At 69.2% G+C, this 22,989-nt stretch carries 20 protein-coding genes and 1 pseudogene; 6 read left to right on the top strand and 15 right to left on the bottom strand.

The genetic code is table 11. The features are described from left to right. The 3 genes from U4E84_RS12390 to U4E84_RS12400 all read left to right on the top strand — a co-directional run. A partial coding sequence (locus U4E84_RS12390) for a 2-oxoacid:acceptor oxidoreductase subunit alpha (protein WP_322532404.1) occupies positions 1 to 1,395 on the top strand: 1,395 nt, incomplete at its 5' end. Between the two features lie 3 nt (positions 1,396 to 1,398). Then, positions 1,399 to 2,262, top strand: a complete 864-nt coding sequence (locus tag U4E84_RS12395; protein ID WP_322532405.1) for a 2-oxoacid:ferredoxin oxidoreductase subunit beta — start codon at positions 1,399 to 1,401, stop codon at positions 2,260 to 2,262. Between the two features lie 169 nt (positions 2,263 to 2,431). Beyond that, on the top strand, positions 2,432 to 3,667 hold the full coding sequence (locus tag U4E84_RS12400) for a digeranylgeranylglycerophospholipid reductase (RefSeq protein ID WP_322532406.1): 1,236 nt from the start codon (positions 2,432 to 2,434) through the stop codon (positions 3,665 to 3,667). 36 nt (positions 3,668 to 3,703) lie between these two features. Here U4E84_RS12400 and citZ read toward each other — a convergent pair whose 3' ends face one another. From citZ to alaS, 5 genes are all read right to left on the bottom strand, one after another. Further along, positions 3,704 to 4,864, bottom strand: a complete 1,161-nt coding sequence (gene citZ, locus U4E84_RS12405; RefSeq protein ID WP_322532407.1) for a citrate synthase — start codon at positions 4,862 to 4,864, stop codon at positions 3,704 to 3,706. Positions 4,865 to 5,069: 205 nt separating this feature from the next. Next, positions 5,070 to 6,962 carry a PINc/VapC family ATPase gene (locus tag U4E84_RS12410; protein WP_322532409.1) on the bottom strand — a complete coding sequence of 631 codons (1,893 nt, stop codon included), beginning with the start codon at positions 6,960 to 6,962 and terminating at the stop codon, positions 5,070 to 5,072. Between the two features lie 139 nt (positions 6,963 to 7,101). Then, entirely contained in the window at positions 7,102 to 7,815 is a 714-nt protein-coding gene (locus U4E84_RS12415; RefSeq protein ID WP_322532410.1) for a type 1 glutamine amidotransferase, read from the bottom strand. 149 nt (positions 7,816 to 7,964) lie between these two features. Further along, positions 7,965 to 8,771: an alpha/beta hydrolase gene (locus U4E84_RS12420; protein ID WP_322532411.1), complete on the bottom strand. Its 807-nt coding sequence runs from the start codon at positions 8,769 to 8,771 to the stop codon at positions 7,965 to 7,967. A gap of 21 nt (positions 8,772 to 8,792) precedes the next feature. After that, positions 8,793 to 11,573 (bottom strand): alanine--tRNA ligase, encoded by a 2,781-nt coding sequence (gene alaS, locus U4E84_RS12425; protein ID WP_322532412.1) that lies wholly within the window; start codon positions 11,571 to 11,573, stop codon positions 8,793 to 8,795. Between the two features lie 140 nt (positions 11,574 to 11,713). Here alaS and U4E84_RS12430 point away from each other — a divergent pair, with 140 nt between their 5' ends. The 3 genes from U4E84_RS12430 (at position 11,714) to U4E84_RS12440 (ending at position 14,204) form a co-directional block, all read left to right on the top strand. Beyond that, positions 11,714 to 13,609, top strand: coding sequence for a PAS domain-containing sensor histidine kinase (locus U4E84_RS12430; protein ID WP_322532413.1), 1,896 nt, complete (start codon positions 11,714 to 11,716; stop codon positions 13,607 to 13,609). 83 nt (positions 13,610 to 13,692) lie between these two features. Then, positions 13,693 to 13,971 (top strand): signal recognition particle subunit SRP19, encoded by a 279-nt coding sequence (gene srp19, locus U4E84_RS12435; RefSeq protein WP_322532414.1) that lies wholly within the window; start codon positions 13,693 to 13,695, stop codon positions 13,969 to 13,971. A gap of 2 nt (positions 13,972 to 13,973) precedes the next feature. Next, positions 13,974 to 14,204 carry a Gar1/Naf1 family protein gene (locus tag U4E84_RS12440; protein WP_322532424.1) on the top strand — a complete coding sequence of 77 codons (231 nt, stop codon included), beginning with the start codon at positions 13,974 to 13,976 and terminating at the stop codon, positions 14,202 to 14,204. Between the two features lies 1 nt (position 14,205). Here U4E84_RS12440 and U4E84_RS12445 read toward each other — a convergent pair whose 3' ends face one another. From U4E84_RS12445 to U4E84_RS12490, 10 genes and pseudogenes are all read right to left on the bottom strand, one after another. Continuing rightward, on the bottom strand, positions 14,206 to 14,520 hold the full coding sequence (locus U4E84_RS12445) for a hypothetical protein (protein WP_322532415.1): 315 nt from the start codon (positions 14,518 to 14,520) through the stop codon (positions 14,206 to 14,208). Positions 14,521 to 14,640: 120 nt separating this feature from the next. Next, positions 14,641 to 16,173 (bottom strand): NADH-quinone oxidoreductase subunit N, encoded by a 1,533-nt coding sequence (locus tag U4E84_RS12450; RefSeq protein WP_322532416.1) that lies wholly within the window; start codon positions 16,171 to 16,173, stop codon positions 14,641 to 14,643. Then, positions 16,166 to 17,698 carry a NuoM family protein gene (locus U4E84_RS12455; protein ID WP_322532417.1) on the bottom strand — a complete coding sequence of 511 codons (1,533 nt, stop codon included), beginning with the start codon at positions 17,696 to 17,698 and terminating at the stop codon, positions 16,166 to 16,168. The genes U4E84_RS12450 and U4E84_RS12455 overlap by 8 nt, the downstream gene beginning before the upstream one ends. Further along, complete coding sequence (gene nuoL / locus U4E84_RS12460) at positions 17,695 to 19,737, bottom strand: NADH-quinone oxidoreductase subunit L (protein ID WP_322532418.1); 2,043 nt, start codon at positions 19,735 to 19,737, stop codon at positions 17,695 to 17,697. Before nuoL ends, U4E84_RS12455 begins: the two co-directional genes overlap by 4 nt. A gap of 1 nt (position 19,738) precedes the next feature. Then, entirely contained in the window at positions 19,739 to 20,059 is a 321-nt protein-coding gene (nuoK, locus tag U4E84_RS12465) for an NADH-quinone oxidoreductase subunit NuoK (RefSeq protein WP_322532419.1), read from the bottom strand. Continuing rightward, positions 20,056 to 20,418, bottom strand: a complete 363-nt coding sequence (locus U4E84_RS12470; RefSeq protein ID WP_322532420.1) for a hypothetical protein — start codon at positions 20,416 to 20,418, stop codon at positions 20,056 to 20,058. The genes nuoK and U4E84_RS12470 overlap by 4 nt, the downstream gene beginning before the upstream one ends. Next, positions 20,415 to 20,681, bottom strand: a complete 267-nt coding sequence (locus U4E84_RS12475; protein WP_004049822.1) for an NADH-quinone oxidoreductase subunit J — start codon at positions 20,679 to 20,681, stop codon at positions 20,415 to 20,417. Before U4E84_RS12475 ends, U4E84_RS12470 begins: the two co-directional genes overlap by 4 nt. A gap of 49 nt (positions 20,682 to 20,730) precedes the next feature. Beyond that, the gene (locus U4E84_RS12480) at positions 20,731 to 21,192 is read right to left on the bottom strand and encodes an NADH-quinone oxidoreductase subunit I (RefSeq protein ID WP_322532421.1); all 462 of its coding nucleotides are present in this window, start codon (positions 21,190 to 21,192) and stop codon (positions 20,731 to 20,733) included. A 1-nt stretch (position 21,193) separates the two neighbouring features. Next, entirely contained in the window at positions 21,194 to 22,267 is a 1,074-nt protein-coding gene (locus tag U4E84_RS12485) for a complex I subunit 1 family protein (protein WP_322532423.1), read from the bottom strand. After that, positions 22,267 to 22,989 (bottom strand): annotated as a pseudogene (locus tag U4E84_RS12490) (NADH-quinone oxidoreductase subunit C); the annotation flags it as partial. The gene U4E84_RS12485 and the pseudogene U4E84_RS12490, both read right to left, overlap by 1 nt.

The following is a 22,989-nucleotide window of genomic DNA, read 5'->3' on the forward strand; positions in this document are numbered from 1 at the left end:
GAGGAGGCCGGCGGGGCGATCATGCGGAACGTCGTCGCGCTCGGCGCGGCCTGTGAGGTCGCCGCGTTCCCCATCGAGAACCTCGACTCCGCGCTGGAGAAGCGCTTCGCGGACAAAGGACAGAAGCTCGTCGACAACAACAAGGAGGCCGCCCGCGCGGGGCAGTCGTACGTCGCCGACGAGTACGACGAGGAGTTCGACTACGAGTTGGAGACCACCGACGAGGACTACGTCCTCCTCAACGGCGACGAGGCCATCGGCATGGGCGCCATCGCCGCCGGCTGCCGCTTCTACGCCGGCTACCCGATCACGCCCGCGACCGACGTGATGACGTACCTCACCGGCCGGATCGAGCGCTACGGCGGCCACGTCGTGCAGGCCGAAGACGAGCTGTCCGCGATCAACATGGCGCTCGGCGCGGCCCGCGGCGGCGCGCGGTCGATGACCGCCACCTCCGGGCCCGGGATCGACCTGATGACGGAGACGTTCGGACTGATCGCCACCTCGGAGACGCCGCTCGTCATCTGTAACGTGATGCGCTCGGGCCCCTCGACCGGGATGCCGACGAAACAGGAACAGGGCGACCTGAACCAGATGCTGTACGGCGGCCACGGCGAGGTGCCGCGGTTCGTGCTCGCGCCGACGACGATCGACGAGTGCTTCTGGAAGACGGTCGAGGCGTTCAACCTCGCCGAGAAGTACCAGCTCCCCGTCTACCTCACCGCCGACCTCTCGATGGCGGTCACCGAGCAGACGTTCACTCCCGACACCTTCGACATGGACGAGGTGGAGGTCGACCGCGGCTTCGTCGTCGACGAGGCGGACATCGACGACCACATGAGCGACTCCGGGGGCTTCCAGCCCCACGAGCTCACCGACGACGGGGTCTCCCCGCGGGCGTTCCCCGGCACCGCCGACGGCGCGCACATGTCCACCGGACTCGAACACGACGAGCAGGGCCGCCGGACCGAGGACACCGAGATGCGCGTCGCACAGGTCGACAAGCGCAACCGGAAGGTCGAGACGGCCCGCGAGCGCGAGGACTGGAGCCCGCGCGAGTTCGGCGACGCCGACGCCGACACGCTCGTGGTCACGTGGGGGTCGAACGAGGGCGCGCTCGCCGAGGCGGTCGAGATCCTCGACGGCGAGGGGATCGACGTTCGGGTGCTCTCGGTGCCGTACGTCTTCCCGCGGCCGGACCTCTCCGAAGACGTCGAGGCCGCAGACGACGTGATCGTCGTCGAGTGCAACGAGCGGGGTCAGTTCGCGAACCTGGTCGAGCACGACGTGCTCGCGCGCGTGGACCGGATAAACAAGTACGACGGCGTGCGGTTCAAGGCCGACGAACTCGCAACGGAGATCAAAGCGACCCTCGCGGAGGGGGCGGAGGCGTAATCAATGAGCTCAGACATCCGATTCACCGATTTCAAGTCCGACAAGCAGCCGACATGGTGCCCGGGGTGCGGCGACTTCGGCACGATGAACGGCATGATGAAGGCCCTCGCGGAGACGGGGAACGACCCCGACAACACCTTCGTCGTCGCCGGCATCGGCTGTTCCGGCAAGATCGGCACGTACATGCACAGCTACGCGCTCCACGGCGTTCACGGGCGCGCGCTCCCGGTCGGGACCGGCGTCAAGATGGCCCGCCCCGACATCGAAGTGATGGTCGCCGGCGGCGACGGCGACGGCTACTCCATCGGCGCGGGTCACTTCGTCCACGCCGTCCGGCGCAACGTCGACATGACGTACGTCGTGATGGACAACCGCATCTACGGGCTGACCAAGGGCCAGGCCTCCCCGACCTCCCGCGAGGACTTCGAGACGTCGACGAGCCCGGAGGGGCCGAAGCAACCCCCGGTGAACCCGCACGCGCTGGCGCTGGCGTCCGGCGCGACGTTCATCGCGCAGTCGTTCTCCTCGGACGCGCTCCGCCACCAGGAGATCATCCAGAAGGCGGTCGAGCACGACGGGTTCGGCTTCGTGAACGTCTACTCCCCCTGCGTCACGTTCAACGACGTCGACACGTACGACTACTTCCGCGACTCGCTTGTCGACCTGAAGGAGACCGACCACGACCCGACCGACCGCGACGACGCGAAGGACGTCATCCTCGACTCCGGGAAGGAGTACCAGGGCGTCATCTACCAGAACGAAGCGTCGGTGCCGTACCACGAGCAGCACGGCGTCGACGAGGACATGTCCGTCATCCCGGACGGCGCGCCCGAGGGCGCGACGGACCTCGTTCGCGAGTTCTACTGACGGGGGCGTCCGCCACCGTCTGACCGCGCCGTTCCACCTCACCTGACCGCGACGACCGCGGATATTCCGACCTTTTTCGACGGCCAAATTCCGGCGACCGAGCCGGGTCACGGCCCGTTCGCGACCGGTTTCAGCAAGCCTAATTACGTGGGTCCGAATTACGTGATGTATGACCGATCGCTACGACGTCGTGATCGCGGGCGCCGGACCGGCGGGGGCCCAGTGCGCCCGCGATCTGGCGACGCGCGGCTACGACGTCGTCGTTCTCGAGACGGAGCCGGAGGCCGAGTTCCCCCGCCAGAGCAACAAGTCGACCGCGGGGACGTTCCCGTCGATGATGTCCGGCTTCGGGATCCCCGACGACGTCGTGATGTCGTACACCGACGACGTGGTGTTGGAGTCGCCGAACAGCTACTACGAGAGCTACCAGCCGGGCGCCGTCCTGGAGTTCGCCGACTTCAAGCGCTTCCTCGTCGAGGACGGCCGCGAGAACGGCGCGGAGTACCGGTTCGACGCGCGCGTCTCCCGCCCCGTCCTCGACGACGACGGCGTCATCCAGGGCGTTCGGTACGACGGGGACGAGGAGGTGTACGCCGAGGTGGTCGTCGACGCCACCGGACCGGCCGCGCCGATCGCGAAGTCGCTCGACGTCGTCGACCTGGAGCGGGAGAACCAGGCGATCGGCATCGAGTACGAGATGGAGGGCGTCGAGATGAACCACCCGGAGTACGCCGACCTGCGGCGGGCGATGATGCTGCGACTCGACCACGACATCGCGCCCGGCGGCTACTCGTGGATCTTCGCGACCGGCGAAGACACCGCCAAGGTCGGGATCTGTTACATCCAGAACGACCGCCACCGCGAGTTCGCCGAGGACGGAAAGACGGTCGACGGCTACCTCGAGGACTGGATCGAACGGGACCCCCGATTCGCGGACGCAGACCGGATCGACGGGAAGGTCCACCGCGGCTCCGCGCACATCCAGATGCCCGGCCGGATGCACACCGACCGGTTCCTTGCCATCGGCGACACGGTCCCCAGCATCGACCCGCTGTGGGGAGAGGGGATCCACAAGGGGATGAAGTCCGCCCGCGCCGCGGCCGCCACCATCGACCGGTGTCTCACTGACTCGAAGCGGCGACTCGACGCCGAGAGCCTCGCCGTCTACGAGCGGCTGTGGCACCGCGACGTGGCCCCGCGGATGCGCGCCCGGCTGATGCTCACGCGACTGCTGTACCTCGCGCCCAACGAGCGGTACGACCGGTTCATGCGCGACCTCCGGCGTACAGACGACGACACCCTCGAGAAGGCGAACCAGGGCGACAAGACCGCGATGGCGAAGCTGATTCACCTCACCGACCTCCCGCTCCTGGCGAAGTTCGCCCGCGAGCAGCTGGGATCGTAAGGGAGACGGCGCCGAACCGTCTCGCCCGAACGGCGCTTATCGGTCGTCGATCGGGACGAACTCGGCGCTCTCGGGCCCGGTGTACCGGGCGCGTGGACGGATGAGCCGGTTGTCGGTCTGGTACTCGGCCACGTGGGCGATCCAGCCGCCGGCGCGGCTCATCGCGAAGATGGGCGTGTACATGTCGACCGGGATCCCCAGCGAGTCGTACACGGAGCCGGAGTAGAAGTCGACGTTCGGCGCGATCCCCTTCTCGGGAAGCCCCTGTTCGGTCAGGTACTCCTCGATCGCGGTGGTGTACTCGAGCCACGTCGTGTCGCCGGAGGACTCCGAGAGGTCGCGAAGCTTCTCCTCGAGGATCCGCGCGCGGGGGTCTTTCACCTTGTACACGCGGTGGCCGAACCCGGGGATGCGCCGGCCGTCCTCTCGGGCGTCTTTCACCCACGCGACCGGGTCCTTCTCGGAGTCGTCGATCTCCTGGAGCACCTCCATCACGTCCTGGTTCGCGCCGCCGTGAAGCGAGCCGGAGAGCGCGCCGATCCCGCCCGTGACCCCGGAGTAGACGTCGGCCATCGTCGAGCCGATCACCATCGCCGTGAACGTCGACGCGTTGAGGCCGTGGTCGGCGTGGAGGGTCAGCGCCATGTCGAACGTCTCCTCGCTGACGTCGTCGGGCTCCGCGCCGGTGAGCATGTAGAGGAAGTTGCCGGCGTGCGAGAGTTCGGGGTCCGGCGCGACGGGGTCGTCGCCCTGACGCGCGCGCTGGAAGGCGGCGAGGATCGTCGGGATCTTCGCCGTGATCCGACGGCCCTGTCGGCGGGCCGTCTCCGCCACGTCGCCGTCGTCGTCCGCGTCGTCGGCGGAGTCCGGGTCGTACGCCGACAGCATGGAGGTGGCCGTCCGGAGGGCCGCCATCGGGCGCTCGCCCGCGTCGGCGAGCGTCCGGACCGTGTCGAGCACGTCGTCGTCGACGGCGCGCTCGGCGGCCAGGTCCGCGGTGAACGCGTCGAGCTCCCCGCGGGTGGGCAGCGAGCCGTGCCAGAGGAGGTATAACACCTCCTCGTAGCTCGCGCCGCGAGCGAGGTCCTCGATGTCGTACCCACGGTATACGAGCTTTCCGACCTCGCCGTCGACGTGGCTCAGCTCCGACTCCGCGACGAGGACGCCCTCGAGCCCGCGCTTTAACTCGTCTGACATGCTGTGACCTTCCGACCACCGCCAAAAAAGCGTTATCTTTCAGGAGGGATGGAGTACGACGATCGACGAAGGGGCTGGAGTCGAACGACGGCGGCGGCGTCCGTCGATCTCGACCGCCGAGGGAGATCGAGAGTCGGGGTCGAGGGGGTCGACCCGGCGCGACGAACGCCGAGGTCGACGACTTCTCGGCGCGCGATCGAACCCCTCACCGCGCGGGAACGACCGTCACCGTCCGCTTGCGGTCGATCGCGTCCTCCAGCTCCTCGGCGATCGCGGAGCCCCGCGACACCTGGACTTCGCCGCCGCGCCCGACGGTGGCGGTGAACAGGTACTCGCCGTCCGCGCGCACCTCGACCGTCTCGCCGACGCCGCCGTCGACGTCGATGACGACGTGCCGGGAGGTGATCTCCGGCTGGACGACCGTGCCTCGCTCCTCGCCGACCTGTCCGCCGGCGCCGGGCGCGCCTCGGCCGTCGCCGGAACCGCCCGCTCCGCCGCGTTCCTGCGGCTTCTCGTCGTGCGTGCGGACGTCGATCTCGATGCCGAGCCGGTTCTCGATGTCGCTGATACGACCGCCGCCCTTCCCGATGACGGTGCCGATGTCGCCCTCGGAGACGTACACGACCGCCCCGTCGTTCCCCGTTAGCTCGACGTCGACGTGACCGTGCGCGACCGAGCGGATCTCGCGTTCGATCTCCTGTTTCGCGATCCGGCCGACGCCGGTCTCGCTCTCGCCCCGGCCGTCCTCGTCGTTGAGGGGCACCGTGACGACCTGGCGGTTGAACGTGTATATCTCGTACTCGGGCCGCCCGGTCTCGAAGCTCGACACCTGGATCACCGGCCGGGCGAGGTCCTCGGCGGTGAGTCCGGCGGGAACCTTCACCTCCGTGGTCACGTCGTAGACGGTGTGGACCTCGCCGGCCTCGATGTACACCACGGTGTCGACGATCTGCGGGATCATCCCGAGCTCGACGCGACCGACGAGCCGCTGGAGCGCGTCAATGGCCCGGGAGGCGTGGACGACGCCGACCATGCCGACGCCGGCCATCCGCATGTCCGCGAACACCTCGAAGTCGTTCGTCTTGCGCACCTCGTCGTAGATCGTGTAGTCGGGCCGGACCAAGAGGAGGGAGTCGGCGGTGTTCGCCATCTCGCCGCCGAGCGCGCCGTACTGCGTGATCTCGGGGCCGACCTGCAGGTCGCGCGGCTTCTCCATCGTCTTCACCGCGTAGTCGTTATCGTTGAGGAACTCCGCGACCGCCTGCGCGAACGTCGACTTCCCGGCGCCGGGCGACCCGGAGATGAGCACGCCCCGCTTTCGCTCGAGGAAGCGCTCGCGGAGCTCGTCGGCGAACTCGTAGTCGTCGAGCGTCGTCTTCGCGATCGGCCGGACCGCCGTGATCTCGATCCCGTCGGCGAAGGGCGGTCTGGCGACCGCGATCCGGTAGTTCCGGAACTGGACGATGTCCATGCCGTCGTCGGAGAGCTCGATGAACCCGTCGCTCGACTGGCGGGCGAGGTCGACGATGGCGGTCGCCCACTCCCGCATCTGTTCTTCGCCCGTCGGCTCCTCGTCGATGACCTCGTACCGCATCTCGCCGAGGCTGCCGCGCTTCGCCTTCGGCTTCGTCCCCGTCTTGAGGTGGACCGACATCGTCTCGTCGGTGAAGAAGTCCTGGATCGGGAGCTCGTCGACGACCCCGCGGGCCACCGGCTCGACGTACTCGACGTCGATCCCCTTCGCGCGGGCGACCTCCGCCTGCACGACGTCGCTGGAGAGCAGCGTCGCGTCGTGGTCGGCGGCGGTGTCGCGGATCAGCGCGTCGACGTCGCCCTCGTGGGCGTGTGAGCGGGCGTCGCCGCCGGCGCGCTCGCCGACGTACCGCAGCTCGATGGTCCCGTCGTCCGCGAGGTCGGCGAGCCGCTTGAGCTCGCTCAGCCCGTCCCAGCCCGACTCGAGCCCGTCGTTCGCCTGCGACTCCAATTCGCCGACGACCGCCTCGGGGACGAGCACCGTCGCCCCCTCGTAGGTCCCGTCCGCGACGCGTTCGGACACGCGGCCGTCGACGACCGCACTGGTGTCCGGTACTACGTTCATACGATGGTTCCGGGCGGGAACCGTATAAGCGTGTTCGACCCGGACGACGCCCTCGCTCGACGGGTCGAGACGGTCCGGCGGCCGACGCGAGGCGGGCGACCGATCGGCGGTGACCGACCGCGACGAGCGCGCCGCGACCTCAGTCGTCGGCCGACGGCGACGCCCGTTCCGCGCGTAGCCGTCGGGCGTACTCGGTGAAGTTGTCGAACAGTCGCTTCACCTCGCAGGCGGCGTCGTGCGCCTCGGTGGTGATCTCCTCGAGGACCGCGTCGACCCGAGCGTCGCCGAGCCGCTCGCGTTTCCCCTCGGTCACCTCCCGGGCGGTGGCGACGTCGTACTCCGGATGGAACTGCACGCCCCAGCAGTGGCCGTCACGGAACGCGTGGACGCCGTGGTCGTTCTCGGCGAGGAGCGTCGCGCCCGGCGGGAGCGCGACCACCGTGTCTCCGTGGGTGGTGAAGGCGGTGAACTCCTCGCCGATCCCGTCGAACAGCTCGTCTTCGCCGCGCCGCCGCACGGTATTGTACCCGATCTCGAACCCGTCCATGCCGGCCACGCGCCCGCCGAGCGCCTCCGCGAGCACCTGGTGACCGTAGCAGACGCCGAGCACCGGGACGCCGGCCGCGGCGGCGTCGGCGACGTAGTCGACGAGCGGCGGGATCCACGCCTCGTTCCAGTAGACGGACGACCGCGAGCCGGTGACCACGACGCCGTCGAAGTCGGTGTGGTCGGGGAGGTGGCCGTCGGTGGCGTCGAACTCGACGAGGTCGGCGTCGAGCTCCCGACGGAAGTTCCGCCAGGTGCTCGCGCCGTCGTGGGCGGCGTTAAGCAGGGCGAACCGAAGCCGTGTCATTGACCGTACTGAGGCCGACGAACGCAAAACGGTTGCGACACGGAACCGCAACCGCGTCGCACGGTAAGTCCGGATTACGCGGAGGCACGGCCGGAGTACCCGGAGGGCCCGGCGTCGTACGGTCGACTTACCCGGCTGACGCGGCGGAACTACCCGGAGAACGTGTCTGTTCCGTGCTCCGCGAGCCACCCGACCAGCGCGTCGTTGACCGCGGCCGACGCCTCGACGCCGACGAGGTGGCGCGCGCCCTCGATCGCGCGGAGCTCGCCGCGGGGAAGTCCCCCCGCGAGCGTCTCGGCCGCCGGCGCCGGACAGGCCGCGTCGTCGGTCCCGTGGACGACGAGCGTCGGCGTCGTGAGCTCGTAGAGTCGGTCGGCGACGTCGAACGACTCGACGGCCGCGCGGTGGGCCTCGAACGTCTCGCGACCGGCGTCCTCGGCGAGACGCCACTCCGCGATCCGCGGGAGCGCGTCGGGGTGCGCCTCGCGGAAGTCGGCCGAGAGCAGCCCGTGGAGCGACCCCTCAACCGCCGCCGGGTCCGACGGGTCGGCCCACACCGCGTCGGGCTTGTAGCCGCCGCCAGACGGAGGCGTGCCCACGACCGTCAGGCTCGCCGGGCGCGAGGAGGCGAGGGCGGTCGCGAGCGCGACCATCCCGCCGAGGCCGTAGCCGACGAGGTGGGCGTTCCGGACCCCCGCCGCCGCGCACACCGCGTCGACGTCGCCGACGAGGTCTTCGACCGCGTACGGCCCGGGCGGCGCGTCGGACCGGCCGACGCCGCGCGTCTCGGGCGTAATGACGGTGTGGGGGCCCGCGAGCGCGGCGTGTTGCCACCCGAACTGCCACGCGCCGAGCCCGACATCGCCGCAGAACACGACCGCCTCGTCGGGATCGCCCGCGTCGGCCGCGTCGACTTCGTAGCGGATGGAGACGCCGCCGTTGTTCGCGTGTGGCATACAGAGCTCGCGGGGAGTTCCTCAGGCCTCCTGGAGGCTGCGAAGGACGTCCGGCGCCGCCGCGAGCGCGTCGTCGAGGGCGTCGACGTCCGGCCCGCCCCCCTGCGCGAAGTCCGGCGGCCCGCCGCCCCCGCCGCCGACGCGCGCGGCGAGCTCTGAGACCACCTGCCCGGCGTTGACGTCCACGTCGTCGGGAACGCCGACGACGAAGCTCGCGGAGCCGTCCGCCCCGCTGCCGACGACGGCGACCTTGCCGTCGTCGACGTGGGCGTTCGCGGTCGCGCGCAGCTCGTCGGCGTCGCCGTCGAGCCGCTGGATCACGGCCGTGGCTCCACCCAGGTCGACCTCTTCGACGTCCGCGCCGCCGGACGCGCGCGCGGCCGCGAGCTCCTCTTTCAGCGACTCGATCTCCTTGCCGCGGCCCTTCCACTCCTCGAAGAACCGCTCGGCCGTCTCGGGGACGTCGAGCGGGTCGACGTCGAGCACGGCGGCGGCGTCGTACAGCGCGTCCTCCGTGCGCTGGGTCGCCTCGATCGCCGCGCCGCCGGCGGCGAACACGATGCGCTCGACGCCGTCCTGGACGGGCTCCGTCTTCAGCACCTTCACGGCGCCGATCTCGCCGGTCCGCTCCACGTGAGTCCCCGCGCACGCCTGCACGTCGGCGTCGCCGACGTGGATCAGCCGGACGTTCGTTCCCGGCGGGACCCCGCCCTGGTAGAGGTCGAAGCCGTGCTCGGCCTCCGCCTCGTTGCGGTCTGGCCACTCCTGACGCACCGGCACGTCGTCGCGGACGAGCTCGTTGGCGACGCGCTCGATCTGTTTGACCTGTTCGCGGGAGATCCGCTCGAAGTGGCGGACGTCGAGCCGCGAGGAGTCGATCCCCTTCTGTGCGCCCGCCTGCCGGACGTGGTCGCCTAGCACCTCGCGGGCGGCGTGGCCGATCAGGTGGGTCGCCGTGTGGTGCGCGCGGAGCCGGGTGCGGCGGTCGCCGTCGACCTGCCCCGTGACGAACTCGCCCTTGCCGGGATCGGCGTCCGTCCGGTGAAGCACGACGCCCGCCGCCTCCTGGACGTCGACCACGTTGACCGCCGTCTCGCCGGCGGTGAGTTGGCCGCGGTCGGCGGGCTGGCCCCCGCCCTCCGGGTAGAACATCGTCTGGTCCAGGACGACGTCGTACCCATCCTCGCGCTCGAAGACGTCGAGGACGACCGCCTCGAACTCGGTACGGCCCTGGTCGTCGTAGTACAGCTTCTCCGTCTCGGGGAGGTCGCCGAGCCGCTCGTCGGCCTCGTCTCCGCCCCCGTCGGCGTCAGCCTCCTCGTGGCGGTCGGCGACGAGCGCGTAGAAGTCGTCCGGCACGTCGACGGTCGCGCCGCGGTCGGCCGCGATGTCGGCGACCATGTCCGGCTGGATGCCGTGGGAGTCGTACAGCTCTAAGAGCGCCTCGGTCGGGATCGGCTCGCCCGTGCCGGCGTACTCGTCGGCGAGCGCCTCCACCTTTCGGGAGCCGCGTTCGAGCGTCTCCCGGTACTTCCGCTCTTCCGTGCGGACGATCTCGCGGATCGTGTCGCGGTTCTCGTAGCCGAGCCGCTCCGCCTGCATGTCGACGAGCTCGTCGAGGGGAGCGTCGACGTCGACCTCGTCGACGAGCCGCTTCGTGCGGCGGAGCACCATCCGCGCGAGGTAGCCCGTGCCGACGTTCGAGGGGACGATCCCGTCGCCGAACATGTACGCGAGCGTCCGCGAGTGATCGGCGATCGCGTAGATGGACTCGAGGGGCTCGACCAGCTCGCGCAGTCGGTCGACGTCGACGTCGAGCCGGTCCGCGATCTCGCCACGCGCGTCCTCCACGTCGTCGACGTCGTCGATGTCCAGCCGGCCGGAGAGCTTCGCGGCGCGGTGGACGAGCTCCCGCTCCGCCTCCGTGTGTTCGATCCCCGCGTTCTCCTTCAGGAAGTCGATCGCGTCGGGGTACACCGCCTCGTACACGGTCGCCGTGCCCTGGCTCATCCACGTCCACCGCTCGAGCCCGTAGCCGGTGTCGACGATGTACGTGTCCATGAACGAGTAGGTGTTCCCGTCCTTCATCTCGTACTCGCCGTCGGGGTCCCGCTCCATGCACATGAAGACGAGCGTCGCCAGCTCCGCGCCCTTGTAGATGACCTCGATCGCGGGGCCGGCGTTGCCGCCGCCGACCCACGGGTCTTCGATGTAGGTTATCTCGTCGACGTTGGCGCCGAGGGACTCGAACAGCTCGTCGCAGTACGCGACCGTCTCGTCCTTCCAGTACACCTCGCCGTGGTAGGCGTACTCGTCCTCGTCGACCTCCTCGCGCGTGTTGAACGCGTGGTGGGCCATCATCTCGAAGGCCATCGTGTGCCGGCCCGTCTTGCCGACGTTGTCGATGTCCTGCATCCGGATGCACGGCTGCGAGATGGCGAGGGGGTTCGCCGGCGGCGGCGTCTGGCCCGACGTGACGAGCGGCTGGAAGTCGTAGATCGACGCCTGCGTCAAGAGCACGTCGTCGCGCCAGCGGTTCGCCGCGACGGGGTACGGGTCGATCCGCTCGTGTCCGTGGGCTTCGAAAAAGGAGAGGAACGCCTCCCGCATCTCCGACAGCGAGTGCGGCTCCGGAAACCCGGGGTCGTCGATAAAGCTGTAGTCCGCACACGGCGGCTCGCCGCACATCTCGCGGTCGACGTCCCGCGTCCAGAAGTGCGCGCCACAGGACGGACACTCCTTCCGGACGAACCCCTCCTCCTCGAAGTAGTCGAGGCGGTACTCCGCTTCGAGATCGCTCATTAGGGGAACGTGACCCGTGTTCGTCTAAAAGGGTTCCGGGGGCGGTCCGCGGCGGCGGACGCCGGAATCGACGCGCGGACGGGGCGGACCCGCCGCAGACGGGAAAATTTATCTCGTCGCAGTCGGAGATTTACGCGACCGTGACCCCCGCGTCCAGCGAGGATTCGCTGGTTCTCTTCCTCGCCGCCGATCCGCTCGACGACGACCTCTCCGACGACGCGTTCGCCGTCGACCTCCCCGAGGAGATCGCGGTCCGCGTCGTCGCGCCCGCCGGGGCCGACGACGGCGCGCTCTCCGACGCGGACGCGTTCGTGGTCCGCGACCGCGACGGCCTCGACCGGGCCCGTGCGCGCGACGCGACCGGTTCGATCGTCGCGTTCGTCGCCGACCCGACCGGAGACGTGGCGACGGCCCCCGAGGTCGACGCGGTCGCGAGGACGACGGCCGATCTGACGGCCACGCTTCGGTGGCTCCTCGCGAGCGAGTCCCCGCGAGAAGCGCCCGCCGGGCGGCCGTCGCGGGTCGAGCGGCTCAACGCGGGCACGACGCGGCTGGCGTCGGTCCGGTCGGTCGAAGCGGCGCACCGGACGATCGTCGCCGTCGCCGACGAGGCCTTTCCGACGCACCACTGTCTCGTCGGCGTCCGAGACGGGGAGTGGGTCGAGCCGGTCGCGATGTCGGCCGACGTCCCCGTCGGAGACTGCGAGCGGGTCCGAGTCGGTCACGGGTCGGCCGGGTCGGTGATCGAGACCGGAGAGCCGGCGGTAGGGCCGGCCTCGAACGACGGAAGCCCCTACGACGCGCTGCTCACCCTCCCGGTCGGCGACGACACGGTTCTCCAGCTCGCGACGGACGACCCGGACGGCTTCGACGGCGAGGACCGCCGCCTCGCCGGGCTGCTCGCCTCGCACTTCGAGGAGACACTCGACCGGATCCGCGTCGACGAGGCGCTCCGGGCGGAGCGGGACCGCCTGCTCGCGCTGTTCTCGAACGTCCCCGACCCCGCGGTCGCGTACGACTACGCCGACGGCGATCCGATCGTCCACCGGGTCAACGACGCGTTCGAGGAGACGTTCGGCTACGACGCGGCGACCGTCGTCGGTGAGTCCGTCGACGACTACATCGTGCCCGACGACGAGGCGGCCGTCGAGGAGGCCGCAGAGCTCAACGCGCGCCTTCAGCGCGGCGAGAACGTCCGTCGCGAGGTGAGCCGGCGGACGGTCGACGGCGTCCGCCACTTCATCCTCCACGTCATTCCGATCCGGCTCGACGCCGAGAACGTCTCGGGGTACGCCATCTACACCGACGTGACGGAGCGGCGCGAGCGCGAGACGGCGCTCCGCCGGCAGAACGAGCGGCTCGACGAGTTCGCCTCCATCGTCTCACACGACCTCCGGAACCCCCTCTCGGTCGCCGAGGGGTACGTCGACCTCGCGCAGGAGACCGAGGACCCGGCGCACCTCGAGAAGGCGGCCGAGGCGCTGGACCGCATGGACGAGCTCGTCGGCGACCTGCTCTCGCTCGCCAGACGGGGCCGCGCGGTCGGTGAGGTGGAGTCCGTTTCTCTGGCGGCGCTCGCGAGGGACGCCTGGGCGAGCGTCGACACCGGCGACGCCGAGCTGGTCGTCGAAGGCGACGTGACGCTCGAGGCGAACCCCCCGCGGACGCGCGAGCTGTTGGAGAACGTGTTTCGGAACAGCGTGGAACACGGCTCGGCCGGCAACCGGACTCCGTCCGACGACGGCGCGGACCGCGACCGCCCGTCGGCCGACCCGCTCACCGTCCGCGTGGGCGAGGCGTCGTTCCGGGGGGACCGCGATTCGACGGGCGCCACGAGCTTCTTCGTCGAGGACGACGGGCGGGGGTTCCCCGACGGAGCGGCGGACCGCCTCTTCGAGAGCGGGTTCACCACGGCCGAGGACGGGACCGGGCTGGGCCTCGCTATCAGCGAGCGCATCGCCGAGGCGCACGGCTGGAAGGCGCGCGCGCTGACCGGCGAGAGCGGCGGAGCGCGCTTCGAGTTTCGGACCGACTGAGCGTCGCGGGCGACGGGAGCGGCGCCGCGCCCGCGTTCGCGCGGGTCCGAAACGACCTTAGGCCGCGCACCCGCCTCTCCGATATGGTCGAGAACGTCGTCTATCCCGCGTACTTCGACGCCGAGCTGTCGCGGTCGGAGGGGCGCCGCGTCCCGCAGGACCTCGCGGTCGAGGATCCGACCGTCGACGAGATCGCCAAGGCGGTCCAGCAGGTCGGCTACGACGCGGTGATCGAGCGCGACAAGGCGTACTCCCGGGAGTTCGAGCCGCGGGGCGCAGTCGTCGTCCGCGGTACCGAGGACACGGCGAAAAACGACCTCGTCCAGGCGATCGCCGCCTACCTCGGGGTCATCCGAGAGTGACGATGCGCCGCGTCGGCACCGTCGTCCGCACCGCCGGGGGGCTCGCCATCGCCCGCGGCGAGCGCGGCGAAGCGCCGCCGCGAATCGGCGCGTCCGTCGTCGACGAGTCGCTCTCGACGGTCGGTCGCGTCGTCGACGTGTTCGGCCCGGTCGACCGACCGTACGTGGCGGTCACGCCGAGCGCCGACGGCGGCCTCGCGGCGCTCGTCGGCGAGAAGCTGTACGCGCGCTGACTCAGTCCCCGGCCGACGCGTTCCCCTTTCCGACCGACGCCTTCCCCTCGACGATGGCGAAGTCCGCCAGCGTCTTGGTCGAGCGGACGAGCCGCTCGGCGATCGTCAGCTTCTCGGTCCGGTCCAGTCGCGCCCAGTCGATCTCCGCTGGCGGCGACTCCTCGAACGCGCGGTACTGTTGAAACACCGCGTCGTTGACGAACCGCTCGAACGAGCCGCAGTTCGGACACGTGACCGAGAGGTGGGAGGTGTCGAACTCGCGCCCCACCGTGTACTCGAGGCAGTTCAGACAGCGGTACGCTCGGTTCCTGCTCATACCGGACCGAAGGCCCGGACGCGGGAATACCTGCGGTTACCGGCGGGACCGTCGAGTCGACCGCACGAAGCGAGAACGGACGGGAAATCGTGAGAAACGGGCCGCTGGCCGCGAAGGCCGCTAGAACAGCGCGGACGCCGCCGCCTCGGCGGTCTCGATGACCGGGCCGAAGCCGGGAAGCAGCAGCACCGTCGCGACCGCCGCGAAGACGACCGCGGCGTACAGCGCCGTCGGCCGGACGTCGATCGCGTCCAGCGCGCTCGGCGACGCGGGGTCGTCGATGAACAACGCCTTCACCACCCGACTGTAGTAGTACAGCGACACGACGCTGTTGACGGCGCCGAACGCCGCCAGCCACAGGAAGCCGTTGTCGATGGCGCCCATGAACAGGAAGTACTTCGAGAAGAAGCCGGCGAACGGCGGGAGCCCCGCGAGCGAGAACATGAACACGGCCATCGCCGTCGAGGCGACGGGCGCGCGACTGGCGAGCCCGGCGTAGTCCTCGAACGTCCGTCCGACGCCCCACCGCTCCGCCATCGCGACGAAGAGGAACGCGCCGGTGTTCATGAACCCGTAGACGAGCAGGTGCGCCATCGCCGCGCCCATCACTGCGCCGTTGCCGCTCCCGTCCGCCGAGAGCGCCGCGACGCCGATGAGCGCGTAGCCGGCGTGGCCGATCGAGGAGTACGCGAGCATCCGCTTGACCTCCTCCTGGACGGCCGCCGCGAAGTTGCCGAGCGTCATCGTCACGGCCGCGAGGATGCCGAACGCGAGCACCCAGTTGATGTCGGCCGACAGCGACGCGCCGACCGGGAACGCCTCCGTGAACACGCGGAACGCGACCACGAAGCCGGCCGCCTTCGACGCCGACGAGAGGAACGCGCTCACGGGCGCGGGCGCGCCCTCGTACGCCTCCGGCGCCCAGAAGTGGAACGGGACGGAGGCGGTCTTGAACGCGACGCCCCCGAGGATCATCACGACCCCGAGGCCGGCGATCCCGCTGCGGCTGTCCAGCCCGTCGGTTCCCGCGGCGATGTCGCCGATGACGTCGGCCACGTCGGCGAGTATCAGCGACCCGGTGGCCGCGTACACCAGCGAGATGCCGAACAGGAAGATCGCCGAGGAGAGCGCGCCGACGAGGAAGTACTTCAGCCCCGCCTCGACGCTGCCGCGGTTTTGCTTGAGGAACGCCACGAGCACGTACGACGGCAGCGACACCATCTCCAGGGCGACGAACACGACCGCGAGCGAGTTCGCGACCGCGAGCAGCGACATGCCGGTCGCCGCGAACAGCGTCAGCGAGTAGAACGTCGCCGGGTTCGGGTGGTCGTGGAAGTAGTCGTGGGCCGCGACGACCACGAGCGCCGTCACGGATGCGAAGATGGCGGTGAAGAACAGCGCCAGCGTGTCGACCTTGACGGCGTCGGCGAACAGCAGGATCGCGCCGCCGGTGTCCACGCTGCCGGTGCCCGACACGACGAACCAGACGGTCGCCGCGAGCGAGCCCAGCGCGCCGAGCGCGCTCACGACCGCCATCGACGTGTTCGACCGGGTGTCCGGACTGATCGTGTCGACGAGCAGCAGCGCGAGCCCGGTGAACGCGAGCAGCAGGGCCGGAAGCAGCGCCGCCACCTGCGGGAGCGCGTTAACCATCGACGCTCACCCCCTCGACCACGGGAACGGCCGCGTCGCGTATCATCTCGAAGAAGATGTCGGGCGCGACGCCGAGCACGATGATCGCCACCAGGAGCACCGCGAGTGGGGCGACGTCGTGGAACGGCGCGGGACCGACCTCGTAGTCGGTCGCGAGCTCGAACGGCCCGAACAGCGTGCTCTGCATCGCCGACAGCAGGTAGCCGGCGACGATCACGATGCCGAACATCGCGAGCGCGGTGAAGACCGGCGCGTACGGAAGCGTCGGCGCGGAGAACGACCCCACGAAGATGAAGAACTCGCCGGCGAAGCCGGCCATCAGGGGCAGTCCCATGTAGCCGAACGCGCCGGCCACGAGGATGCCGACCGTGACCGGCATCCGGTCGGCCATCCCTGCCATGTCGCCGACCAGCCGCGTGTGGGTCGCGTTGTAGATGACGCCGACGGACATGAACATCAGTCCCGAGATGAGGCCGTGTGCGACCATCTGGAACGTCGCGCCGCCGACGCCGTACTCGGTGAACACGACGAGCCCGAGGATGACGTACCCCATCGACGAGACGGACGAGTACGCGACGATGCGCTTGAGGTCCGTCTGGGCCAGCGCCAACATGGCACCGTAGATGACGCTGACCACGGCGATCGCCGCGATCGGAATCGCGAGCGCCGACGCCTGGTCGGGCAGCATCGTGAAGTTGAACCGGAGCAGCGCGTACGTCCCCATCTTCAGGAGGACGCCCGCCAGGAGCACCGACACTGGGGTCGGCGCCTCGACGTGCGCGTCCGGCAGCCACGTGTGGAACGGAACGATCGGGACCTTCACGGCGAACCCGAGGAACATCGCGAGGAACGCGACCAGCGCGATCCGGTCCGGCGAGATGTTGAACCAGGTCTCGAGGCCGCCGTCCGCGATCGCCCCCGTAATCTCCGGGAGCGCGAACGAGCTCACGGAGTCGCCGAGCGCGAACACGAGGCTCATGAAGCCGACGAACATCAACAGCGACGCCGCGTTCGTGTACACGAAGAACTTGATCGCGGCGTACTTCCGCCGTGGCCCGCCCCAGATACCGATGAGGAAGTACATCGGGACGAGGACGGCCTCCCAGAAGACGAACCAGAGGAAGAAGTCCAGCGCCGTGAACACGCCGAGCAGGTTCGCCTCCATGAACAGCATCAGCCCGTAGAACTGGCTCTGGCGAGAGTCGATCGGAGTCCACGCGCTGAGGATCGCCAGGGGGACGAGGAAGGTCGTGAGCACGACGAGCGGAAGGCTGATCCCGTCCAGACCGACGAACCACGAGACGGAGCGGCCGCCGACTTCGAGCCACTCGATCTGGGTCTGGTAGGCGATCTCGCCGCCCGTCAGGGCGTTCCCCGAGCCGTCGAAGCCGGACCAGAGGTACAGCGACCCGGCGAACGGGATCAGGCTCAGCGCGAACGCGAGCCGTCCCGCCCACTCGTTCGGGGAGAGCATGACGACGAGCGCGCTCACGAACGCGGCCGCGATGAGCGCTTCGAGGATCACAGGAACCACCCCCCGGTGGCCCCGAGGACCAGGATCAGCGCGACCAGCCCGAGCGTGAGCAGCGCGGTGTACTGCGAGACGACGCCGCTCTGGAGCTGTCGGACCCGGTCACCGCCGATGAGGCTCACCGACGAGACGCCGTTGACGACGCCGTCGATGATGCCCTGATCGAAGGTGTCGGCGCCGCCGGCAGCGTCCTCGGTTCGATACGCGAGCCATACCTGCAGTTCGTCGAGGTAGTAGTTGTTGTACAGCACGTCTTTGATCCCGCCGAGCTTCGCCGTGTGCTCCGTCGGCGACGGAACGTTGTAGAGCCGCCAGGCCACCAGCAGTCCGGTCAGCGCCAGGCCGAGCGAGACGGCCGCGCCGACGAGCACCGTGGCGACCTCGCCGCCGACGACGTACTCGCTACTGTACGGCCCGATGTCGCCGTAGTGGTGCGAGGAGAGCCCCTCGACGCCGCCCCACTCGTTGTCGAGCCAGCGGTGGAGCAGGTCGATCCCCTCGAGGCCGAGGACCTTCTGTACCGGCACCATGTTGATGAGGCCGGTGACGACCGCGAGCGTGCCCAGCACGGTCAGCGGCCCCTTCACGTTCCAGCGAACGGGTTCGGGGTCGCGCGCGGTGTCGCTGCGCGGGTCGCCGTGGAACGTCAGGAACACCATCCGGAAGGTGTAGAAGGCGGTGACGGGGACCGCGAGCAGCCCCATCAGGTAGCCGCCGAACAGCAGCGGTTCGCCCGGCGCGTGGACGAGCACCTCGTAGAGGATCTCGTCTTTCGACCAGAAGCCGGCGAACGGGAAGATGCCCGCGAGCGCCAGCGACCCGGCCAGGAAGGTGTAGTACGTCACGGGCATCTTCGATTTCAGCCCGCCCATGTCCCACATGTCCTCGTTGTGGTGCATCGCGATGATCACCGCGCCGGCGCCGAGGAACAGCAGGGCCTTGAAGAAGGCGTGGGTGGTCAGGTGGAAGACGGCGGCCACGTACCCGCCCGCGCCGAGCGCGAGCATCATGTAGCCGTACTGCGAGATGGTGGAGTACGCGAGCACCTGCTTCAGCTCGTCTTTCACGACGCCCATCGTCGCCGCGAACAGCGCGGTGAAGCCGCCGATGAAGGCGATCACCGCGAGCGTCGTCGGCGTCAGCGCGTAGAAGCCGTACATCCGCGCGACGAGGTAGACGCCGGCCGCCACCATGGTCGCGGCGTGGATCAGCGCGGAGACGGGCGTCGGGCCCTCCATCGCGTCGGGGAGCCACGTGTGCAGCGGGAACTGCGCCGACTTCCCGACGACGCCGCCCAGGACGAGCAGGCCGACGACGGTGAGCCACGTCTGGAGGTCGAGTCCGCCGGGCGTCCACGCCACCGACCCGTCACCGGCGAGCGCCGACTCCGCGAGCGCGGGGAACGACTCCGGTCCCGCGAACTGCGCGGTGCCGAACGTCCCGATGACCGCGACGACGCCGATGAGGAAGAAGTAGTCGCCGAAGCGGGTGACGAGGAACGCCTTCTTCGCCGCCGACGGCGGGCCGGGCTCCCGGAAGTGGAAGCCGATGAGCAGGTACGAGCAGAGCCCGACCAGCTCGAAGAACATGAACGCCATCAGCAGGTTGTCGGCCACGACGAACCCGAGCATCGACGCCGTGAACAGCCCGAGTCCGGCGTAGTACCGCGGCAGGCCCGTCTCGCCTTCGTCGTTCATGTACCCGAGCGAGAACACGTGCACGAGCAGCGCGACGAGCGTCACGATGACGAGCATGAGCGACGACAGCGGGTCGACGAGGATCCCGAACGTGAGTTCGACGTCCGTCGGGCCGATCCCGCCGGCGCTCGCCCACGTGTAGACGGTGCGGTTCGCCGATCCGCCGCCCGCGACCGTCGCGAGCACCCACAGCGACAGCAGGAACGACCCCGCGGTCGCCGCGATACCGCCGAACGCGCCTCCCTTGGGGAGGTGCTTGCCGGCGCCGAGCGCGATCAGGAACGAGAAGAACGGCAGGAGGACGATCGCCGGAACGTATGAGAACACGTCTATCATGTTACCACCTCATCTCCGTTGGAACGGTCACGTCTGTGACCCCGAAGTTGCGGTACAACACGAGGATGATGCCGATGCCGATCGCGACCTCCGCGGCGGCCAGCGCGATGACGAACAGCGCGAACACCTGTCCCGTGAGGTCGCCGTAGTACAGCGCGAACGCGACGAAGTTGATATTCGCCGCGTTCATCATGAGCTCGACGCTCATCAGGAAGTACAGCGCGTCGCGCCGCGTGAGCACGCCGAACAGGCCGATACAGAAGACGGCGGCCGAGAGCAGCAGGTACCACTCCGGCGGAATCGAGGACGCGACGGCGGTCATCGCCGCTCACCTCCGTCGCGGCCGCCGTCGGTGAACGCGTCGCCCATCGCGGTGACGATCGAGTCGTCTCGCTCCCGTTTGGCCAGGTAGACGGCGCCGTCGACGGCGACGTCGAGCGCGACCGCGGCGATCAGGAACGCGGCGAGGAACCCCTCGGAGGGGATCGTCGCGACGTCGTACTCGCCGAGGTTGAAGAGGGCGTACCCGATGTTGTGGACGACCGACGCGTCGGCCGGGAACGCGGCCGCCCCCGAGCTGAAGTCCGCCGACAGCGCCGTCAGGGCCATCGCGGCGAACAGCAGTCCGACCGTTACCGCGGGCACGAGACGCCCGCGACTTCCGGAATCGTCGTCGCTCATGCGCTATTCACCTCCGTTTCCGTGTCCGATCGCGTGAGCATCACGGCGAACGTGACCAAGATGAGAACCCCGCCCACGTAGACGAGGATCTGCATGGCGGCGATGAACTCCGCCTGCAGCATCACGTAGTGCACCGCGACGCTCGTGAGGGCACCGCCCAGAAGCAACGCGGCGTGGAACACGTCGCGCGCCAGGACGACCCCGAGGCCGAACGCCAGCGTGACCGCGGCGAACAGCCCGAACGCGATGGTAGCATAAACCATTGTGTTTGTCTCCTATGAGAGTCCCTTTGAAGATTTCGAGACGCGCCCGCTACTGGTAGTCGACCTCGCCGTCGCCCTCCCCGATCCACGCGCCGCGATCGGGGTTTCGGGACTCCAGCGGGTCGATTCCCTTGTACCACGGGACGTTCTTGAGCTGTTCTTTGTTGAACGCGAAGTCGTCTTTCGTGTCCGCGGTGAACTCGAAGTTCTGCGTCAACAGGATCGCGTCGACGGGACACACCTCCTCACAGAGCCGGCAGTAGATGCACTGCCCGATGTGGAGGTTGTACTGCTCCCCGTTGCGCTGGTCGTCTTGGACGATCTGGATCGTGTCGTTCGGGCAGACGTTCTCGCACTGCCGACACCAGATGCACCGCTCCTGGCTGAACTTGTGGACGCCGCGGAAGCGCGGGCTCACCTCGGGCGCCTCCTCCGGGTACTCCACCGTGAACGTCGTCCCGTCCAGCGCGTGCTTCATCGTCGTCGCCATGGATTTCAGCAGTCCGATCATGTTACGCAATCACCCCCACGATTACGGCCGTGAGAACCAGGTTCGCGAACGACAGCACCAGCATTCCCTTCCAGCCGATCTCGATCAGCTGGTCGATGCGGACGCGCGGCAGCGCAGCGCGGGCCCACTGTGTGAACAGGAAGAAGCCCCAGATCTTCACCACGAACCAGATGAAGCCGATGCTCTCCGGGCCCGGCCCGGCGGCGCCGCCGAGGAACGTCACGGCGAGGATCGCGCCGCCGAGGAAGATGTGCACGAACTCGCCGAGGTAGAAGAGGACGAAGTACGCCGAGGAGTACTCCGTCTGGTACCCGCCGACGATCTCCGTCGGCGCCTCCGGGATGTCGAATGGGTTCCGTCCGATCTCCGCCATGTTCGCCGTGAGGAACAGGACGAACGCGAAGGGGTTCACGAACGCGAACCACGCCGGCACGTCGATCCCGGCGACCGTCACGAACGTGGCCGTCTGCGCCTCGACGATGCCGCTCATCTGGAGCGTCCCCGCGAAGATCACGACCGACATCGCGGTGACGATGAGCGGGATCTCGTACGCGAGGTTCTGTGCGACCGCGCGAAGCCCGCCGAGAAGCGAGTACTTGTTGTTCGACGCGTAGCCGGCCATCACCAGCGAGATCGAGGCTATGGAGGCGAACGCGAACACCAGTGCGAACCCGACCTCGGGGTCCGCCAGCTGGAAGTTGATCGGTCCGAGCCGACCCATCGGGATCACCGAGAAGCCCAGCAGCGCCGACGCGGGCAGGATGACCGGCGCGATGTCCCACGACGGACGATCGACGTTCTCGGGGACGATGAGCTCCTTCGCGAGCAGCTGGACGGCGGCGGCCGGGATGATCAGGAGTCCGAACGGACCGACGCGGTTGACCGCGATCCGGTCGGTGAACGCCGCCGTGATCTTCCGTTTCGCCCACGGTCCGGCGACGCCGGTGAACGCGAGGACGATGTTCCCGACGACGGCCGCCGCGATCAGCGCCGCGACGACCTCGCCGAGCACGCCAGGGAGGCCGAACGTCTCGACGAGGAACTCGGGGAACAGCTGTGCGGGTGCCGCCCCCATCAGCGGTCCACCTCCCCGAGAACGATGTCGAGGCTACCGAGCGCCGCGATGACGTCGGGGATGTACTCGCCGTTCGCCATCTCCGGCAGCGTCTGGAGGTTCGAGAAGCACGGCGACCGGATCTTGAAGCGGGCGGGCTTGTCGGTTCCGTCCGCGCGGATGTAGATGCCGAGTTCGCCCTTCGCGCCCTCGACGGCGCGGTAGATCTCGGTGTCGTCGTCCGGGCGGAGCGTGCGGGGCACGTTCGCCTGGATGTTGCGTTCGTCCTCGGGCCAGTCCTCGAGGAGATCGACGCACTGTTCGATGATCTTCGCGGACTCCTCGACCTCCCGCATGCGCACGAGCAGGCGGCTGAAGTTGTCGCACCCCTCCTCGGTGACGACGTCCCAGTCGAGCTCGTCGTAGTAGCCGTACGGGTCGTCGCGCCGCAGGTCGTAGTCGACGCCCGACCCGCGGAGCACGGGGCCGGTCGCGCCGTAGTTCTTCGCGACCTCCGGCGGGAGGATCCCCGTGCCGATCGTCCGCATCTGGAAGATCTCGTTGGAGGTGACGAGGTTGTGGTACTCCTCGACGGACTCGGGCAGCTGGTCGAGGAAGTCGCGGGTGTTCGAGAAGAACTCCTCGCGCGGCTCCGGCAGGTCCCAGACGACCCCGCCGAGCCGGAAGTAGTTGAACATCAGCCGCTGGCCCGTCAGGTCCTCCAGGAGCTTCTGGACGCGCTC

It is taken from the genome of Halorubrum sp. AD140, assembly GCF_034497445.1.
Lineage (GTDB): Archaea > Halobacteriota > Halobacteria > Halobacteriales > Haloferacaceae > Halorubrum.

Coding starts and splice junctions, on each gene's coding strand:
- U4E84_RS12445 (WP_322532415.1), bottom strand. CDS start 14,520: ATGAGCAGGAACCGAGCGTACCGCTGTCTGAACTGCCTCGAGTACACG.
- srp19 (WP_322532414.1), top strand. CDS start 13,693: ATGGTCGAGAACGTCGTCTATCCCGCGTACTTCGACGCCGAGCTGTCG.
- U4E84_RS12480 (WP_322532421.1), bottom strand. CDS start 21,192: ATGATCGGACTGCTGAAATCCATGGCGACGACGATGAAGCACGCGCTG.
- U4E84_RS12485 (WP_322532423.1), bottom strand. CDS start 22,267: ATGGGGGCGGCACCCGCACAGCTGTTCCCCGAGTTCCTCGTCGAGACG.
- alaS (WP_322532412.1), bottom strand. CDS start 11,573: ATGAGCGATCTCGAAGCGGAGTACCGCCTCGACTACTTCGAGGAGGAG.
- U4E84_RS12475 (WP_004049822.1), bottom strand. CDS start 20,681: ATGGTTTATGCTACCATCGCGTTCGGGCTGTTCGCCGCGGTCACGCTG.
- U4E84_RS12470 (WP_322532420.1), bottom strand. CDS start 20,418: ATGAGCGACGACGATTCCGGAAGTCGCGGGCGTCTCGTGCCCGCGGTA.
- nuoK (WP_322532419.1), bottom strand. CDS start 20,059: ATGACCGCCGTCGCGTCCTCGATTCCGCCGGAGTGGTACCTGCTGCTC.
- U4E84_RS12450 (WP_322532416.1), bottom strand. CDS start 16,173: ATGGTTAACGCGCTCCCGCAGGTGGCGGCGCTGCTTCCGGCCCTGCTG.
- nuoL (WP_322532418.1), bottom strand. CDS start 19,737: ATGATAGACGTGTTCTCATACGTTCCGGCGATCGTCCTCCTGCCGTTC.
- U4E84_RS12440 (WP_322532424.1), top strand. CDS start 13,974: ATGCGCCGCGTCGGCACCGTCGTCCGCACCGCCGGGGGGCTCGCCATC.
- citZ (WP_322532407.1), bottom strand. CDS start 4,864: ATGTCAGACGAGTTAAAGCGCGGGCTCGAGGGCGTCCTCGTCGCGGAG.
- U4E84_RS12415 (WP_322532410.1), bottom strand. CDS start 7,815: ATGACACGGCTTCGGTTCGCCCTGCTTAACGCCGCCCACGACGGCGCG.
- U4E84_RS12395 (WP_322532405.1), top strand. CDS start 1,399: ATGAGCTCAGACATCCGATTCACCGATTTCAAGTCCGACAAGCAGCCG.
- U4E84_RS12420 (WP_322532411.1), bottom strand. CDS start 8,771: ATGCCACACGCGAACAACGGCGGCGTCTCCATCCGCTACGAAGTCGAC.
- U4E84_RS12400 (WP_322532406.1), top strand. CDS start 2,432: ATGACCGATCGCTACGACGTCGTGATCGCGGGCGCCGGACCGGCGGGG.
- U4E84_RS12410 (WP_322532409.1), bottom strand. CDS start 6,962: ATGAACGTAGTACCGGACACCAGTGCGGTCGTCGACGGCCGCGTGTCC.